This is a genomic window from Gordoniibacillus kamchatkensis (genome assembly GCF_000829455.1).
GTDB lineage: Bacteria > Bacillota > Bacilli > Paenibacillales > NBRC-103111 > Gordoniibacillus > Gordoniibacillus kamchatkensis.
This window is the reverse complement of sequence record NZ_JXAK01000009.1, coordinates 1-17,604: the sequence shown is the minus strand read 5'-3', so window position 1 is coordinate 17,604 and position 17,604 is coordinate 1. Positions and strand designations below refer to the sequence as shown.

The window sequence follows — 17,604 nt, the reverse complement described above, 5'->3', positions numbered from 1 at the left end:
GATTAATAATTGTAGCGTTCGATTAAGAGCGGCTGCAGCTGCTTGCCTTGCAAGGCGGCTTCGCACGTTTCCATAACGAGGTCCATGCGCGCGACGAGCGAATTCGGCTTCACCTTCGGAGCGTCTTGACCGAACGGTACGAAATAAATGTTTTTCATGATGAGCAGCTTGGCGATGTTCGCCGCATTAAGGCCTAGCCCGTCGTTCGTGGAAATCGCCAGCACGAGCGGCCTTTGATTGCGCATTTGCGCTTTCGCCGCCATCAGTACCGGGCTCTCCGTCATCGCGTTGGCCAGCTTGCTCGTCGTGTTGCCGGTACAAGGCGCAATGACCATAACGTCCATCAGCTTCGACGGTCCGAGCGGCTCCGCCTTCACGATGCTGTCGACAATGTCGTTGCCCGTAATGTCTCTGAGTTGCTGCAGCCAATCCGAAGCGTTGCCGAACCGCGTATCGGTCGTCTGCACCGAATACGACACTATCGGCACGACGTTCGCGCCGGCATCGACAAACCGCCGGATTTGCGGCATCACTTCTTCCAGCGTGCAGTGAGACCCCGTAAGCGCATAGCCTACCGTCAATCCGTTCCAATCCATTACCCACCTCTCCCCTTCTGCATGTCGCTTTCCAGCAGCTGACTGAGCGTGTTCGCCATGATGCGTCCAGCCGTTTTGGGTGCGACGATGCCGGGAAGACCGGGAGCCAATATCGCCTTGATGCCTCTCTTCTCGGCGAACCGGAAATCGGTGCCGCCGGGCCTCGAAGCAAGGTCGATAATGACCGCGCGGTGCGGAATATTGGTGATTACTTGCGCTGTGACTATCATAGTCGGAATTGTATTAAAAAGCAAGTCAATATTGGCCGCCTGCTGGTACAAATCATCCGTGTAAAAAGGCTGAAAACCCATCTCGTACGCCCTTGCAAAATGCTCCGCCCGCCGCACCCCGACCTTCACTTTGGCGCCCAATCCTTGCAGCGTTCTTGCCATCGTAACGCCGGTCCGGCCAAAGCCGAGCACCATGCATTGCGATCCGTGAATCGTAATGTCCGTATTTTGAATCGCCATCATGAGCGCGCCCTCCGCCGTAGGGATCGAGTTATAAATCGCCACGTCGTCGCGCTCGAACAGCTCCATGAGCTGAATGCCGTATTTTTGGCATAAATTTTTCAAATAAGGCTTCGCCATGCCGCAAAAGATGCGCGCGTCCTTCTTCATCCCGGCGATAACCTCTTCCGACAGCACCAGCTCTTCTGTCGCAAAAATCGATTCCACCCTGCCGCTATCGTCCGACCCCACCGCCGGCAAAATTACCGCGTCCGCCTGCGCCAGCGACTCCGGGGTGAGCATTTCCTTGCTTACGCCAGGAAAGTTGTTATGCAAATTGTCGAAGCCGTACAGCGTCACCGTAGCGTCCAGCTCAATGAAGCGCTGAATGATTTCGAGCTGTCTCGCATCGCCGCCGATAAAAGCGGCTTGCACTCCGGTCAGCACGTTGGTTCGCACCCCTTCCTCGGTCCGTTTTGCTACGTTATCGTATGCATACGCCCAAGAAGGGTGACTTGCGCCGGGCGATCGCCCTGCCCGGCAACGTGCTAGAAGCGGCAGCAGAATTGCGGAAGAGCGGACGCAAACGAACGGCCTGCATCGGCTGCAGGCCGTTCGTAGATGCTGTCCGGACTATAGCTCCCTTCTGAGCAGCCTAGAGCTGTCCTCCTCCATATCTAGCCGCATGCAGAACGGATACGTGCGCAGGTAAGGCTTCTGCTCTTCCAGCCATAATTGCCATCTCTCCGGCTGACGGCCGTAAGACAGGCCGCTGATGCGCCGCAGTTCGAGCAGCGCGCTCTTGGCGAGCAGAGTCCGGTTATCGCTCAAATAGGCGATCAGCACGTCATAGCCCTCTTTACCGCCGCACCGCGCCATTGCCCGGCCGAGAGCGAGCTCCAGCATCGCCCGCCGCTCCTTGAAGTAATCCGGCTGAGCTCCTATCGCCTGCTGCTGGCCGTTCAGGAGCGGGAGCATGTGCAGCTGCCGGAGGACGGGCAGAGCCGCCGCGTCGCCCAACCGTTCGGCCCCTTGGCATATAGCATCGATGTAATAATAAATACCTTTGTGCGAATCTTTAAAATCGTCCTCACCCGGATTCAGCAATGCCGCTACCCGCTCCCATACAGGCACGCTTCTCGGATCGGCCGCCTGGGCGAGCGAATAAAGCAAATAGGCGGCGTCAGGCATCGCCCCGTGGTCCGGCGGAAGCTGCACGTACATGATTTCCGCCGTCCGTACAGGAAGCGAGTTGCCATTCAGTTCGTTCATGAGCGTTTCCACTAGTGTCGGGACGCCCGCCTGCGAACCGAGCATGGAGAGCGCCTGGGCGAGCCGGATTTTCTTGGCGCCGCCGGCCGAACCGAGCGCGCGGACAAGTACCGGCACGATCCGTTCGCCTGCGGAGCATATTTCCGCGAACGGGATCGGATGGCGATACGTTTCGTTCATCCGCATGTTGGCGTAGTCGTAAAGCGGCCGGTCCGCTTCGATGCTGTCCGCCAATCGCTCCAGCTGCTCGTCGCTGTACTGGATCGAAGCCAGCTTTCGCGTTACAACCGTCCTGTCGATGAGCCCTTCCTGCGCCGCCCGTGCCTGCAGCGCTTTGACATCGATCGATCTGGGCACGGTGCCCGAGCGGACGGCCATCGCCGCAGCCAGCGCCGCAACCGCGCCCAAATTTTCGAGATCGGACTGCATCCGGATCGCCGGCAGCGCGTCGTGGGTCGCCGAGATGGCTTTTCCCGCTACCATTATGCCTTCAAGCCCTTGCGGCAGAAGCATCCTGTACGGAATTTCAATCTCCAGGTTCGGCGGTATGAGGCCGACATTGACCCAATCCGCCCCGCTCACCCCTTTAACGTCGTGATTGCTGAAATGAACGTTGACGGCGTCCGGCCAGCGGCGATACAGCAGCTGATCGGATAATGTCATCGTCACGTCGCCCCGAATATGGCGGCTTTCTCTTGTCGCGACATAAATGCCGTGGTCGTGGCAGCTTGCCCCTCTCCGCCTTCCCGCGACGATGGCGCGGGTATAATCGAGCGCATCGGATACGTCGACCATGCTCGTGAAGTTGTTTTGCGTTCGGCCCGGCGCCTTGAATTGCGCCAGCGAATACCACATGACCGTCCTGTCTTTCTCCGAACCGTATACGTAATCCGCCCCCGCGAAAGCGGCAATATCCCCGTCCCCGGTCGCGTCGATGACGGCCTTCGCCACAACTGCAATCGGCCCCCAGCGCGTCGCGGCGACCGCTCCGCAAACCCGGTCGCCTTTCTTTAATGCACCGAAGGTGATCGCGTTCAGCACCCATTGCACTCCTGCCGACTCCGCCTCCCGCAGCAGGGCGTACATTTTCGCTTCGATGTTCCACTTGTGGCCTTTATACTGCAGCTCCTGCTGCACGGTCAGCACGGACTCCGTGATCCGGGCGGCGAATCCGGTTCGCCGGCCGAACCAGTAACTATCCACGCCGCCGAACGTCCCCGTGCCGCCAAGGCCGGGGTTCAGCTCCAGCAGCATCGTCCGCATCCCTTCCCGGGCGGCGGTAATCGACGCGCTTGCCCCGCTGGAGCCTCCCCCGGCAACGAGCACATCAACCTGCTCCCGCAGCGGCACTGTCTGGTCGCCGACAAACATGGCAGGCGTTCCTGTGTCTGAGCCGGTTAAAGAGGGGACGAACGCGTCGGGAGCGTCCGCGCAAGCATCCGATATCGCGCTTTGTACCAGGCTCCCTTCCCGGTTATCGACCGGGAACGGGCCTCCGCCGACATGCGGCAGCAGCTTCTCGCCAGCCAGATCGCCGAAAGCATAAGCGCGGACGGGGTCCAGAAGCGTCGTATCGCCGCGCACGACGAGATCTTTCCCAAAGCAAAATACTCCCGGCACCCGGGTTTCGTACCGATCAAGATCGAATTGGGCGGCAGCGGCCCCGGGCGGAGACGGCTGAAGCGGAAAAGGACCGTGCAGCTCGTAAGAGGAAGCGGCGAGAAACGCGCGGCGAAAAGCGGCTTCGTTGCGAATCAAATAAGCGGCAAGCCGCATTCCCGTGTGGCGCGCCGCCGTCTCACGCTCCCGGTCTGCATGCAATCCGTTGCCGCTCGGCAGCTCAAGCTCGTATTCGGCCAAGACATGGCCGGCTCCGCGGCATCCTCGGTGCAGCCGCACAAGGTTGCCGGCAATACCCAGCTCCTCCGCCACGGGCACGCTCCATGGTTCCGAAACGTCCCGGTCCTCCACATCGGTAAATTCGAGCGTCCGGCTGTACCTGGCCGTCGGACCGTACCGGTACCCGTCCGCCGCTTCGCCGCACAGCAAAGACGTAATCGCCGTCTCCGTCATGTCGACAACGGTGCGGCAGCGGATCGCCTGCCTTCCCGACTTGTTGGCGATCGCCACGCCGCTCGCTCTTCCGCCCGTTTCCACAATGCCGACCGCAGCGGTGGCATAAAGAAAGTTCACTTGATGCTCGATCAGCAAATCTTCCAGCGTTCGCTTCAGCACGTCCGGATCGAGCGGCACCTCGCCCGCCGTTTCGCCGCCGCCGACGACGACGCACGCGCGCAGCGCTTCCGGCAGCGGCTCCTGACCGCTCTCCGCCTCAAGCTCCAGCCAAGGCCGAAGCGCAGCCGTAATCTCCCTGCCCAAATAGGTGCGCTGCTCGACGAGGACCGTGTGCTTCCCTGCTTTGGCCAGCCGCAGCGCGCAAGCGACGCCGGCCAGCGAGCCGCCGATGACAGCGGCGTCCGCCTCAAACAAAACCGGAAGCTCTCCGGCGGGAATCGTGCAATACATGTTCATCCCATCCTTTGCGGGCAATGTGCGCAAAATGGGAAGCGGAACCGCGGTCCGCCCCCCATTTTCCGAGCCGTACCAGTTCGAGCTTACTTCGTCGATTGGTACCATTTGTTGTAATCTTCCGTCAGAGCGGCGCCGCCTTTGCTTTTCCACGTTTTGGACGAATTCGTCGAACTTGGCCAGCTCCCCGGAGTCGAGCATCATTTTGATCAGCCGTTCGTGAACCAGGTTGCGGAGCGCTTGCCCCGACTTCTGCTCGGCTTCGACAACCGGCGCATTGTTGATGACGGGCGTATACATGAATTTTAGCGACTTGGCGTTAATGTCGTCCCACAGCTCGCCCATCTCCTTCTCTTTGCGGGCGCGCGCGCCGAAAAGCGGCGTATACATTTTGGAATCGTTGACCGGATAAAACCAGCGCCCTTTGTTCAGCTTGTTGAACTCGGGGAAGATCGGGTAATATTTGCCGCCTTCGACTTTATACGTCACGTTCTCTTCGCCGAGAATGAGCTTCGTATAGTTCCTCGGATCGAGGAACGCGTTGGCGTATTGCACCACTTCCGCCGCCTTCTTCGAAGCTTTCGGCACGATGACGAAGCTGTACAAACCGCCTGTGCCGGCAATGGCCTGCTTGCCGTTCTCGTCCTTCAGCGGCGGCAGAAACACGAGCTCCGCTTTCGGGTCTTTTTCCTTGAGCGCCTTCAGCGCCGCCGAATCCCAGCAGGACAGCGCTGCGGCTCCGACGAGGCCGGCGCCGACCTTTTCCACGATTTTGGCGTGCTTCGACGCCGCCGCATCCGGGTCAAGCAGCCCTTCGTTATTCAGCTTGTTCAAATACGTCATGTACGCTTTGGCCCCGGGCTGATCGACGCCCGCCTCGATGTTTCCGTTCTTGATGACGAAATCCGCAGGGCCGCGGCTGAGGCCGAACGCTTCCGCCAATCCGCTGATGTTCAACTGGTGGCCGGGGTCGCCGGCGGAGAACGAGAACGGAATCACCTTGTCTTTGCCCACGCCGCCCGGATCTTTGTCCTTGAACGCCTTGAGCGCGGTGTACAGCTCGTTCGGCGTTGTCGGCAGCGGCAGGTTCAGCTTGTCGAGCCAGTCTTTGCGAATGACGATCCCGTCTGTAACCGCTTCGTAATTGAAGGTCGGAATGGCATAGATGTTCCCGCCGGAAGACACCATATCCCACTGCTCTTTGGAGAACGCCTTCTTGAGGTTCGGGCCGTACTGGTCGATCAGTTGATTGAGCGGCTGGATCGCCTGGTTTTTGGCGTACATGGCCAGCAGGTTGCGGTTGTTCATGGAAATCATGTCGTAGTCCTGGCCTGAGCTGAGCACCAGATTGACTTTGTCGTCCTCGTTGCCCATCGAAGGCACGATGTCGACGCCTAGGACGTCTTTGATGAGCTGGCGTTCGTAATCCGTGGCCGGGTCGAAGTTGTCCTGATAGGACAAAAATTTCAGCTGCGCATTCAGCTTGCCGCTGTTTGCCGCGGGCCCCGGTTGCGGCGCTGCCGCCGGTCCGCCCGGCGCGGCCTTCTGCCCTCCCCCGCCGCAGCCCGTTAGCGCGAGCGACGTCGCTATCGCCATCGTGGCCGCGCGGGCCGTCCATCGTTTCATTCCTCTCATGACCGGTTCCTCCTTATTGGATGTCGTTTCGTTGCCGCATGGCTATCCTTTCACCGAGCCGATGACCATGCCGCGCAGGAAAAACTTTTGCAGGAACGGATACAGCGCGACCATCGGCAGCATCGACAATATGACGGTCGCATTGATGATGCTTTGCGGCGCCAGGCTGCCGACATTCGTCGAATCCAGCTTGAAATTGCCAGACGGATCTTGCGCTTCGAAAATGACCGTCCGCAAGTACACTTGCAGCGGCATCATGTGTTGGTCGGTGATGTACAGCCGCGCGTTGAAGTAGTCGTTCCAGAACCCGACCGCATAGAACAGAAAAATGGTGGCGATGACGGGCGCGGACAGCGGCAGCATTATCCGGAACAAAATGAAGAGCGGCGAGGCGCCGTCGATTTTGGCGGCTTCCTCGATTTCTTCCGGGAGCGACTCGAAATAGTTTTTCACGATCAGCAAGTTGAATACGGCGGTGACGGACGGCAGGATGACGGCCCATATCGTATTCAGCAAATGCAGGCTGTTCATGAGCAAATATTGCGGAACGATGCCGCCGCTGAACATCATCGTGAACACGTACAGCAGCACGAGCCCTTTGCGGCCCGGCAGCTGCGGCTTCGAGAGCGGATACGCGGCCATGACCGAGAGCACGATGCCGAGCAAGCTGCCGACGAGCGTAATGGCAATCGATATGCGCAGCGAGCTGTAAAACGCTCCGGCCTTTATCACGTACCGGTACGCGTCCCACTGGAGCTGCTTCGGCCAAAGTCCGACGTCGCCGGAGACGACAGGATTAGCCGAGCTGAGCGAGATCGACAGCAGGTTCAAAAACGGCAAGGCCACGAGCAGCGCGGATACGATCAGGAGCAAATAGGCGAACGCGGTAACGATACGATCGCTTCTTGCTGCCAGCTTGTTCATGATGTGCTGCCCCCTTTCCTCACCACATGCCCCGATGTAAAAATTTGCGGCACAGCGCGTTGGTCGTTACGACGAGCACGAACCCGACGACTCCGCTGAATATGCCGACGGCAGTCGTAAACGAGTACTGCATCTGTCCGATACCGTTGCGAAACACGTAAGTTTCCAGTACGTCCGCCACATCATAGACCGCAGCGTTATACATGACGAGAATTTGTTCGAACGAATTCGTCAGCACGCTGCCCAGCGACATAATCGCCATCAGGACGACCGTGCCGGCAATGCCCGGGATCGTAATATGGCGAATTTGCTGCAGCTTGGACGCCCCGTCCATGACGGCGGCTTCGTACAGCTGCGGGTTGATGCCCGCGATCGCCGCCAAGTAGACGATCGTGCCCCAGCCGACCTCTTTCCACATCGCCGAAGCGACGACGATATGGCGGAAAAATTCGGGCTGCAGCATGAACGATACGCGATGGCCGCCGAACCAAGCGATGACGTCGTTGACCAAACCGCCGTTGATTTGCAGCAGGTTGACGAAAATGCCGCCGACGATAACCCAAGACAGGAAGTGAGGCATGTACAGCGTCGTCTGCACGATTTTGCGAAACAGCAGCAAACGAACTTCGTTCAGCAAAATGGCAGTGAACGCCGGCAGCGGAACCCAGAAGAGCAGCTTGTAAAAATTGATCAGAAGCGTGTTCAGCAGCACCCGGTAAAATTCTTCGCTGGCAAACAGCTCACGGAACTGCTGCAGGCCGACGAAATCGCTGCCCCGCACACCTTGGAAAATATTGTAGTCCTGAAACGCGATAACGAGTCCGCCCATCGGCACGTACTTGAATATCACAAGAAGAAGGAGCGACGGCAGCAAAATCAAGTACATTTGCCCGTATCCTTCGCGCCGGAACCTGCCGCCCTTGCCAGGCTCCGTTCGCCGCTTCGGCGGTCCGCTTGTCATCGGATTCGCGGCCAGCGGGATGTGCGTTCGTTGTCTCGTAATCATGGCGGCCTCCCCTTTATGAAAGCGTTTTACCGAATGCTTTCACTATAGCACACCGCAGTCGGGCATCTGAATGTACAGGATTCAATGAACGGGTAAAATATTAACTTCTGTCCGCCGCAAACGAAAGCGCCGCCCCTTAAGGGCCGCGCCTGGCATTCGATCGTTATTCTGTATCTCTTTTATCTTTGCCGCCGTGAGCCTTGGGGAGAGTCAGCTCGCAGCGAGTACCCGCTTCCGGTTCGCTGTACACGCGAAGACCGTACGGCTCGTCGTAGCGGTACCGGATTCTCCGATGCACGTTGCGCAGCCCTGTCCCTTCCGCCTCCGGCCGGTCCGATGCAAGCGCGGCTCTCACCTGCTTCAGCCTTTCCCCGTCCATGCCCCGGCCGTTATCCGCCACTTCCAGCGTCAGCACGTCTTTGCTGCAGGCGGCGCGCACCGCGATGACCCCTTTCCGCTCGCCGTCGGGCAAAATGCCGTGCAGGATGGCGTTCTCGACCAGCGGCTGCAAAATGAGCGGCGGCACTTCCACATCGAGCAGCGATTCGTCGACTTCGTCGACGAGCTCGATTTTGTCCTCGAACCGGTATCGCTGGATGTTGAAATACGCCTTCAAGTGCTTCAGCTCCGTTCCCAGCGTGGAGCTGTCGTCCACATGGAGGCTGAGGCGGAAAAAGTCGGATAAATTGCGGACCATATAGCTGATGTCGGGAGCTTGGTGCTTGACCGCAAGCCAATGCACGCTGTTGAGCGTGTTGTACAGAAATGCGGGTTGATCTGCGCCTGCAGCAGCTTCAGCTCCGCCGCTTTTTTCTCGTAGTTCGATTTGTACACGTCTTCGATCAGCAGCCGGATGCGCTCGATCATCCAATTGAATTTACGCGTCAGGATGCCGATTTCGTCGCTGCGGTCGGTCGGCACCTGGATGTTGAACTCGTGGCTCTCGACCTGGCCCATCGCGTTCATCAGCCGCTTCAGCCGCCTCGTCACGCCGCGCGAAATGCCGTATGCGACCGCAAACGTCAGCGTCAGCACCGCAATCATCACCCAAATGAACTGGTACAAAATCGTTTTGCTGCGGTTGGAAATGTCCGACAGCGGAATGTATACCGCCATATAGATCGGGTACTGCCGCAGCCGCTCATATACGAGAAGCTGCGAACCGCCGGCCATCTCCACCTGAAAGCTGCCTTCCGCCTTTTGCCGAATCCGGTTCATCGTCGTTTTGCCCGGCAGCGCTGCTTGCTCGCCGCCATCGCCGCTGTCATAGAGGCCCCGCCCCTTGTCATCAAACAAATACAAGCGGCGGTTGTCCGGCAGCTTCACGCCGTTAATCGCGGCCGCGAACGCTTTCGGCTTCAAATCGAACGCTACCGTCCCTTGATACGTGCTAATATCGGACAGACTGAAAATGCTCCTGTATACCGACAGCAAGCTCCCGCCTTGTGCCCCGTCCGCCGGAGCCGGCGAAAGCTCCCAATACGTCGCCGAATTGCGCCGGAACAAAAAGCCGGCGTCCTCTTCCCCTTTCAGCGCGGATGCGTCGAAATAGCGAATCCCATCGTTCATGAACCTTCTCGGACGATCCAAAAACAGACGAATCGCGAACGAATCGTAATTTTTCTCATAGGCGTTTACGACCCGCTCCATGTTCAAGTAGCGGTCATACTGCTGTACGACCGAAGCGGGGTCGTCCGAAAGCGATTCCTGCACGGCATAGCTGGCGGCAAACAAATTGGCCTGCTTCTCGGCTTCGTTCAGCACGCCCTCCAAGCCGTTCGCCGCTTGCGTCATCGTCGCCTTGACGGCGGAAGTGAAATTGTCTTCCGCGGTCCGCACGTTGGCTTGATAGGCATAGTAGCCGAACAAAATCGTCGACATGATGATCAGCAGCGAGAAGTAGAGGAAAATGCGGTGCTGCAGGCGAAAGTTCCGCAAGGCGCATGCTCACTCCTTCCCTTGCTTGTACTCCGAAGGCGAAACGCTCTCGTATTTTTTAAACACTTTGCTGAAATAGTTTTCATTGCTGTACCCGACGCGCACGGCGACTTCGTACAATTTTATCGCCGGATCGTCCAAAAGCCGCTTCGCCATGCGGATGCGGTAAAGGTTCATATAGTGATTGACCGTGAGCCCGGTCGCCCGTTTGAACGCCATGCACACGTAAGCGCTCGTGTAATTGAGATGTTCGGCGATGTCCGCAACGGTCAGCGTTTCGTCGCTGTAACGCTCTTCAATATATGACTTGATCGCCCGAACGAGCTTCGTTTGCCGTTCCTCGGCCGGAGTCGTCCCGCTGTCCGTCCCTTCTCCGGCGTCCGCCGCTTCCAGCATTCCCATGCTGCGGTGCAAGTCCGCCAATGCCAGCGCGGTGCGGCAAACGTTGGCGATGACGGCGAACTCGAAATGGTTTTCCAGCAGAGCCCGTGCTTCCGCGGCGATGCGGTCTGCAGGCGGGTGCGGCTCGGTATCGCCGTGAACCCCTGCCAGCACGATCCATTCCGTTTCCCCGTTCATAACGACATGGCATGGCTCGAATCGGCGGAACGCTTGCAGCAGCATCGACTTCATCTCTTCCCGCACGGCCGGAGTAAAACGAAGCGGGCGCGCCTCGCCCGTCTTCGCGGCGAAGCGGAACACCGCAACATGCCACTTCATCCCGTCCGCAGCAGGCAGCCCGAGCGAAGCGCACATATCCGCAATCTCCTGCCGCCCTCGCCGGCCGTCCTCCAGCAAAGAGAGGAAAAAGCGTTCGCGCAAAAGCGGCAAATTCCGCTCCAGCACGTGCCGCTCCTTTTTCCTTACCTCAGACTCCGCCTTGCGTCCGATGGCGGCCTGCACCGCCTGTTCCAGCTCGGCGACATCGACGGGCTTCAGCAAATAATCGACAGCTCTCGTTTTCATAGCCGCCTTCAAATACGCGACGTCCGAATAAGCGCTGAGCATTATGACGTACGTGTCCGGCAGCTCTTCATGCAAACGCCGGGACAATTCGATGCCGTCCATTTCGGGCATGCGTATGTCGGTCAATACGAAGTCCGGCGCCTTTTCCCTCGCGACTTCCAAAGCTTGTCTGCCGTTTGCCGCCTCGAATACGTCCGCTATGTTCCATTCGCGCCACGGCACGTATTCCATTAAGGCGGCCCGCGCTTTATTCTCATCCTCGACCAGCAGCAGTGTATACATGATGCCTGACCTCCTGCCGTACTGTATGGTGGTTGCTGGGGGTGCTTGCCGCACCTGCGCTCTAAACGCCGGGCAGCAGCCGGCCCGCCGTATCGTAGCCGGCGGCGCCTAATGCGACCGCCGCGTGCAGCGCCGCGCCGACCGACGCTTCTTCGCGCACGGCGGAAAGCACGATCGGCATGCCGAACCGCTCGGCGCAAATTCGCCGCAAATGCTTGTTATGCCGCAGGCCGTTGCCGGAACCGGTAACGGTGGCGAATCCGCTGCGCAGTTCAAGAGGAAGGAGCTCGTAGTACCGGTACAATTCGTCGGCCATGCCTGCAAGGAACGCCTCGGTCAAATGTTCAGGCGTCAAGTTGTCCGGTCCGATTCCCTCGATCGCGCCTTTTGCGCCCGGCTCGCTCCGGGTGCCGTAAAATTGGGTGCGCACCGTCAACTTGTCTCCTGCCGGCGGGAGACGGTCCAGCAGTTGTTCCATCCGCCCGTACAGTTCTCTTCCGCTTGCGGACGTTTCCCGTTCCCTTCCGTCTGAGAAAACATCCACAACGCTCCGGAACAGACGTTCCAGCATCGCGTAGCTTTTGCCGCCGGCGAGCGACGCTCCGACGAGCAGCACGCCTCCCCCGGGAAAAGGCCTGGTCTCCAGCCCTTCCGCCGCAGTGTAGCGATCCGAATATGCCGAAAGCTGTCCTCCGGTCCCTATGTTCAGCAGCAATGAAGTGCGCAGCTCTTTAACGGAGCCGAGCACACTCGCTTGGTTGTCTCCCAGCGCGTTGAATACCGGTATACCTTCGCTCGTATGCCCGGCCGGCGCTACGGATGGGCGGACTGCCGGAAGATAATCGGCAGAGATGCCGGCCGCTGCCAGCGCAGCTTCGTCGAAGCGACCTTGCCGAACGTCGAATATGCCGATGCTTGCCGCATTGGAAGCCTCAATGATGGGAGCGCTTCCACGAACGATCCGCATGGCGATGTAATCCGCTATCGTGCATAACTTCACTGCATCGGCGGGCAGCTTGCCCTGGCTCGTCAAAGCCGCATGAGTGACCAGGCCGAAACCGGTCGACAGCTCGTACCCGGTTATTCGTGCCATACGTTCCGCAATCGTCTCATGCTCGCCTGCCGGCAGCAGCCCTTTCCTGTCCTGCCATGTATATAGCGGGCTCACGGCTTGGCCGTGCCGATCGACATAGACGATTCCGTGCATTTGTCCGGTGACGCCGATGCCGGCTGCTTTCGGATAGCGCGCAAGCAGCTGACGCAATATCGTTTCCACGGTGCCGTATATGCTGGCAGGATCCTGACCGTGTTCCGCTTGCCCGCTTCGGTTGGGCAGCGTAACCGCTTGCAATAAACGTTTGGCCGTTACCTCGTAGGCCGCACCGCAAATCGATGTCGTTCCTATGTCAATACCGATGACGATGATGGCCCATCCCTCCTGTCGGTATGGCTGCAATGGATTTGCTCCTTCGCGCCGGCTTGCCTTCATTATGCACATTGTGCCGCCGATCATCAACCTTGATTTCGTTGCCAGCCGGCAAAAAAAAATCGCCCGCATCCGGCACTAAACACCGGATGCGGGCGATAATCGGTCAGTTAAAGTTTACCCGTATGGCCAAAGCCTCCGGCTCCGCGCTCCGTCTCGGCAAGCTCGATTGTCTCCTCGAGCCGGACGGGCGGAACGAGCTGGAACACCATTTGCGCGATGCGCTCGCCGCGGCGAATCGCAAACGGCTCTTCCCCCAAATTGATGAGCAGCACTTTGATTTCGCCGCGATAGTCGGCATCGATCGTGCCGGGCGTGTTGAGGCACGTGATGCCGTGCTTCAAAGCCAGTCCGCTGCGCGGGCGTATTTGCGCCTCAAGCTCGGGCGGCATGCTGAGCGCAAAGCCGGTCGGGATGAGCGCGCGCTTGCCCGGCTCCAGGACGACGTCCTCGCTTACGGCGGCATGCAGATCGAAGCCGCTCGCCTGCTCGGACATGCGGCGCGGCAGCGGGATGCCGTCCGCTCCTTCGAGCCGTTTGATCAATACGTTATACGGTGACAAGCGCATCCCTCCTGAAATCGCGCAGCGGTTCGACGCTCGCGCCGACCATGGCGACCGCGAACGGTTGGGCGAACAAGCTCGCGATCATGCGGTCGATGTCGTCCATCACTACGGCGTCGATGCGGTGCAGCATTTCATCCAGCGTGTAATGTTTGCCGAGCATCAGCTCGTTTTTGCCGAGCCGGTTCATCCGGCTGCCGTTGCTTTCCAAGCTCAGGATGAGGCTGCCTTTCAGCTGCTCCTTGCCTTTTTTCAGCTCGGCCGGCGTCAGTCCGCTCCGCTTCACGTTCGACAGCAGCTCCAGCGTCACTTTCAGCACTTCCTCCGTCTGCTTCGGCGCCGTCCCCGCATAAATCGTGAACAAGCCGCTGTCGGCATGGGCCGAATGGTACGAATAGACCGAGTAAGCAAGCCCGCGCTTCTCGCGGATTTCCTGGAACAGCCGGGAGCTCATGCCGCCGCCGATCGCATTGTTGAGCAAAATAAGCGGGTATAAATTGTGCTCTCGCAGCGACAGCCCCGGCAGCGTCAGGCAAATATGGTTTTGCTCTGTCTGCTTTTCATGGAACAGCAGCTCGGACAGGAAGTCAGGCTCCTTGTCGTCGCTCTCCACGCCGCGGGCCGCGAACGAGCCGAAATGACGCTCCAGCAGCTCGATAGCCCGATCGTCCAAGTTGCCTGCGGCGGCGATGACGGTATTTTCCACCGTATAGTGGTTCGCCATATAAGCCCGCAGATCGTCCGGAGTCATGCTCGCGAGGTTGTCCTCGGTGCCAAGAATCGTATGTCCGAGCGGGTGCGTGCCGTATGAAGCTTTAGCCACCAAATCGTGCACGAGATCGTCCGGCGTATCTTCGTACATGGAAATTTCCTCGAAAATGACGTTTTTCTCCTTCTCCAGCTCCGTCACGTCAAACTGCGAGTTAAAAAACATGTCGGCCAGCACATCGACGGCGATCGGCAAATGCTCGTCGAGCACTTTGGCGTAATAGCACGTATATTCCTTGGAAGTGAAGGCGTTGACGTTGCCGCCGATGCCGTCGAACACTTCCGCTATGTCTTGTGCCGAATGGCGCTTCGTTCCTTTGAACAGCATATGTTCGATAAAATGCGAAATTCCGTTGCTCTTGTCGCTCTCGTTGCGCGATCCGGTTTTGACCCAGATGCCGAACGAGACCGAGCGGCTTGTCGGAATTTGTTCCATGACGACCCTAAGGCCGTTGGAAAGTCGGGTATGAATCAACGAAGATTCCTCCTTGGCTGAAGCCGGTGCGAGTCGTGTCAGGTCGTATTACCCACCTGGGCGTTAAGCTGGAGAAGGAACGTTCTGCAATGCGCCGGACGTCCCTCGGCCAGCTTAACGCCTGGGCGCTAAGCTGGAGGAAGGAACGTTCTGCAATGCGCCGGGCGTCCCTCGGCCAGCTCAACGCCTAGTCTATCAAAAATGCGGTGCCGACTCAAATTTGCCATTTTGCGTCCGCCGCGCTTTCGCCGTGCTCCAACTTATGTTCGCGGCACTCGTTTTAGACGTAGGCGCAACAAAAAAGTTTGCGTCCCCGAAGGAGAGCAAACTTGATCGCTTGCCTATCGCAATTTCCGGCTACGATTTCACCGGGCTTTCGGCCTGCAAAGTCGCTTTGCGCGACAAATTGACGCGGCCTTGAGCATCGATTTCGGTCACTTTGACCGTAATTTTATCGCCGATCTTGACAACGTCCTCGACTTTGCCTACCCGTTCGCTCGCAAGCTGCGAAATGTGGACGAGCCCTTCTTTGCCCGGCAGCACTTCGACGAACGCGCCGAACTTCTCGATCCGTTTCACGGTACCCAGATACGTCTCGCCGACGACGACTTCGCGCACGATGCCTTCGATGATGGAACGGGCTTTCTCGTTCGCCTCGGCGCTCGGGGAAGCGATGTAGACGCGGCCGTCCTGCTCGATATCGATCTTGACGCCGGTTTCGTCGATGATCTTGTTGATCACTTTGCCGCCGGCGCCGATGACGTCGCGGATTTTGTCCGGATTGATCTGCATGATGGTGATCTTCGGCGCATACGGCGAGAGCGATTTTTTTGGTTCCTGAATGCGCTCCAGCATTTTGTTCAAAATGAACATCCGGCCTTCCTTCGCCTGGGCGAGCGACTGCTCGAGGATGTTGCGGTTAATGCCGTCGATCTTGATGTCCATTTGCAGCGCGGTAACGCCTTTGGCCGTACCGGCTACTTTGAAGTCCATATCGCCGAGATGGTCTTCCATCCCTTGAATGTCGGTCAAAATGGAGAAGTGGTCGCCGTCCTTGATAAGCCCCATCGCCACACCGGCAACCGGTGCTTTGATCGGCACGCCGGCGTCCATGAGCGCAAGCACCGATGCGCAGATGGAAGCTTGCGACGTCGAGCCGTTCGACTCCAGCACCTCGGAGACGAGGCGGATCGTGTACGGGAACTCCGACTCGCTCGGGATAATCGGCTCGATCGCTCTCTCGCCGAGCGCGCCGTGGCCGATCTCGCGGCGGCCCGGAGCGCGCAGCGGACGGGCTTCGCCGACGGAAAACGGCGGGAAGTTGTAATGGTGCATGAACCGCTTCGTTTCTTCGAGGCCGATGCCGTCGAGAATTTGCACGTCGCCGAGGGCGCCGAGCGTACAGACGGACAGCGCCTGCGTCTGGCCGCGGGTGAACAGGCCGGAGCCGTGCGTGCGCGGGAGCAGGCTAATATCGCATTCGATCGGCCGGATTTCATCGAGCTTGCGGCCGTCCGGACGCACTTTGTCGTGCGTAATGAGGCGGCGCACTTCCTCTTTCACGATGTCGTACAGCACTTCCTTCACGTCAGCCAGCTTCTCCGGCGTTTCCGCGTACACGGTTGTGAAATGCTCTACGGTTTCCTTATTGATCGCGTCGATAGCTTCGGCGCGGGCTTGCTTTTCCGCGATGCGGACCGCTTCCACGAGCTTCGCCGCCGCAAAGTCGCGCACTTGCCGGTTCACTTCTTCGTCGACGGCATGCAGCTGCACTTCCATCTTCGGCTTGCCGGCTTCGGCGACGAGCTGCTCTTGCAGGGCGACGATTTTTTTGATCTCGTCATGGCCGAACATGATCGCTTCGAGCATGACTTCCTCCGGCACTTCCTCGGCTCCGGCTTCGACCATCATGATCGCGTCCTTCGTGCCGGCAACGACGAGATGCAGGTCGCTCTTTTCCGCCTGCGCCGTCGTCGGGTTGATGACGAGCTCGCCGTCCACGCGGCCTACGATGACCCCGCCGACCGGTCCGTTAAACGGAATTTCGGATATGCTGAGCGCTGCCGAGCAGCCGATCATCGCCGCGATTTCCGGCGAGCATTCCTGATCGACGCTCATGACCATCGCCACGATTTGCACGTCGTTGCGGAACCCTTCCGGGAACAAGGGGCGAATCGGGCGGTCCGTCAGACGGCCGGCGAGAATCGCTTTCTCGCTCGGACGGCCTTCGCGCTTAATGAAGCCTCCCGGAATTTTGCCGACGGAATAGAGCCGTTCCTCGTAGTTCACGGTCAGCGGGAAAAAATCGAGCGGCTTTGGCTCGGGCGATACGGTTACGGTACAAAGCACGACGGTTTCCCCGTAACGAACGTTAACGGCCGCTGCCGCTTGCTTGGCGAGACGGCCCGTCTCGAGGATGAGCGGCCTGCCCGCCAAATCCATTTGCACAGTTTTCACCAAATGTCTACCTCCTGCAAGCTATAAGCGTACGATTCATCATCTATGTAACATTCTTCGTAATGCCTAGTATTTCCTTCTTTTTGCAGAAAAACATGGGCTGGATCTAGTCTCTGGGGCTATTTGGAAAATAGCGCTGCGCTGCGGGTCGAAACGAACCTCCGGCCTCGTTAAAGCCACGTTCCTTTCTTCATCCTTGGCGGATGAACGCGGCTTTAAAAGTCGTCTCTCCGGTTCGTTTCCGCCCTCCGCTCCGCC

Annotated in this window: 11 protein-coding genes and 2 pseudogenes; all 13 read right to left on the bottom strand. The window is 58.8% G+C overall.

Translation table 11 applies throughout. The features are described 5' to 3' along the window. Positions 1 to 2: 2 nt before the first annotated feature. The 13 genes and pseudogenes from SD70_RS06955 to pnp all read right to left on the bottom strand — a co-directional run bounded on the left by SD70_RS06955 (position 3) and on the right by pnp (position 17,331). Complete coding sequence (locus SD70_RS06955) at positions 3 to 596, bottom strand: dipicolinate synthase subunit B (RefSeq protein WP_041046901.1); 594 nt, start codon at positions 594 to 596, stop codon at positions 3 to 5. Beyond that, positions 596 to 1,492, bottom strand: coding sequence for a dipicolinate synthase subunit DpsA (gene dpsA / locus SD70_RS06950; protein ID WP_041046900.1), 897 nt, complete (start codon positions 1,490 to 1,492; stop codon positions 596 to 598). The genes SD70_RS06955 and dpsA overlap by 1 nt, the downstream gene beginning before the upstream one ends. Positions 1,493 to 1,678: 186 nt before the next feature. Next, positions 1,679 to 6,481, bottom strand: coding sequence for an FAD-dependent oxidoreductase (locus tag SD70_RS06945; RefSeq protein ID WP_041046899.1), 4,803 nt, complete (start codon positions 6,479 to 6,481; stop codon positions 1,679 to 1,681). Between the two features lie 42 nt (positions 6,482 to 6,523). After that, positions 6,524 to 7,405 (bottom strand): carbohydrate ABC transporter permease, encoded by an 882-nt coding sequence (locus SD70_RS06940; protein ID WP_041046898.1) that lies wholly within the window; start codon positions 7,403 to 7,405, stop codon positions 6,524 to 6,526. A gap of 19 nt (positions 7,406 to 7,424) precedes the next feature. Next, on the bottom strand, positions 7,425 to 8,411 hold the full coding sequence (locus SD70_RS06935) for an ABC transporter permease (protein ID WP_231571081.1): 987 nt from the start codon (positions 8,409 to 8,411) through the stop codon (positions 7,425 to 7,427). 163 nt (positions 8,412 to 8,574) lie between these two features. After that, positions 8,575 to 9,027 (bottom strand): sensor histidine kinase, encoded by a 453-nt coding sequence (locus SD70_RS34610; RefSeq protein ID WP_041046897.1) that lies wholly within the window; start codon positions 9,025 to 9,027, stop codon positions 8,575 to 8,577. 12 nt (positions 9,028 to 9,039) lie between these two features. Further along, a pseudogene (locus SD70_RS40240) lies at positions 9,040 to 9,153 on the bottom strand (hypothetical protein); the annotation flags it as partial. 119 nt (positions 9,154 to 9,272) lie between these two features. Further along, a pseudogene (locus SD70_RS40235) lies at positions 9,273 to 9,455 on the bottom strand (HAMP domain-containing protein); the annotation flags it as partial. Between the two features lie 903 nt (positions 9,456 to 10,358). After that, positions 10,359 to 11,597: a response regulator gene (locus tag SD70_RS06920; protein WP_041046895.1), complete on the bottom strand. Its 1,239-nt coding sequence runs from the start codon at positions 11,595 to 11,597 to the stop codon at positions 10,359 to 10,361. A 61-nt stretch (positions 11,598 to 11,658) separates the two neighbouring features. Then, on the bottom strand, positions 11,659 to 13,053 hold the full coding sequence (locus tag SD70_RS06915) for a sedoheptulokinase (protein WP_197080958.1): 1,395 nt from the start codon (positions 13,051 to 13,053) through the stop codon (positions 11,659 to 11,661). A gap of 140 nt (positions 13,054 to 13,193) precedes the next feature. Further along, complete coding sequence (gene dut, locus SD70_RS06910; RefSeq protein ID WP_156157918.1) at positions 13,194 to 13,646, bottom strand: dUTP diphosphatase; 453 nt, start codon at positions 13,644 to 13,646, stop codon at positions 13,194 to 13,196. Further along, the gene (locus tag SD70_RS06905; RefSeq protein WP_041046893.1) at positions 13,633 to 14,889 is read right to left on the bottom strand and encodes a M16 family metallopeptidase; all 1,257 of its coding nucleotides are present in this window, start codon (positions 14,887 to 14,889) and stop codon (positions 13,633 to 13,635) included. Before SD70_RS06905 ends, dut begins: the two co-directional genes overlap by 14 nt. 357 nt (positions 14,890 to 15,246) lie before the next feature. Further along, entirely contained in the window at positions 15,247 to 17,331 is a 2,085-nt protein-coding gene (pnp, locus tag SD70_RS06900) for a polyribonucleotide nucleotidyltransferase (RefSeq protein ID WP_041046977.1), read from the bottom strand. Positions 17,332 to 17,604: the final 273 nt, after the last annotated feature.

Excerpts from the sequence above, each read along its gene's own strand:
- pnp (WP_041046977.1), bottom strand. The coding sequence starts at position 17,331 with ATGGATTTGGCGGGCAGGCCGCTCATCCTCGAGACGGGCCGTCTCGCC.
- SD70_RS06955 (WP_041046901.1), bottom strand. The coding sequence starts at position 596 with ATGGATTGGAACGGATTGACGGTAGGCTATGCGCTTACGGGGTCTCAC.
- SD70_RS06945 (WP_041046899.1), bottom strand. The coding sequence starts at position 6,481 with ATGAGAGGAATGAAACGATGGACGGCCCGCGCGGCCACGATGGCGATA.
- SD70_RS06935 (WP_231571081.1), bottom strand. The coding sequence starts at position 8,411 with ATGATTACGAGACAACGAACGCACATCCCGCTGGCCGCGAATCCGATG.
- SD70_RS06940 (WP_041046898.1), bottom strand. The coding sequence starts at position 7,405 with ATGAACAAGCTGGCAGCAAGAAGCGATCGTATCGTTACCGCGTTCGCC.
- SD70_RS06920 (WP_041046895.1), bottom strand. The coding sequence starts at position 11,597 with ATGTATACACTGCTGCTGGTCGAGGATGAGAATAAAGCGCGGGCCGCC.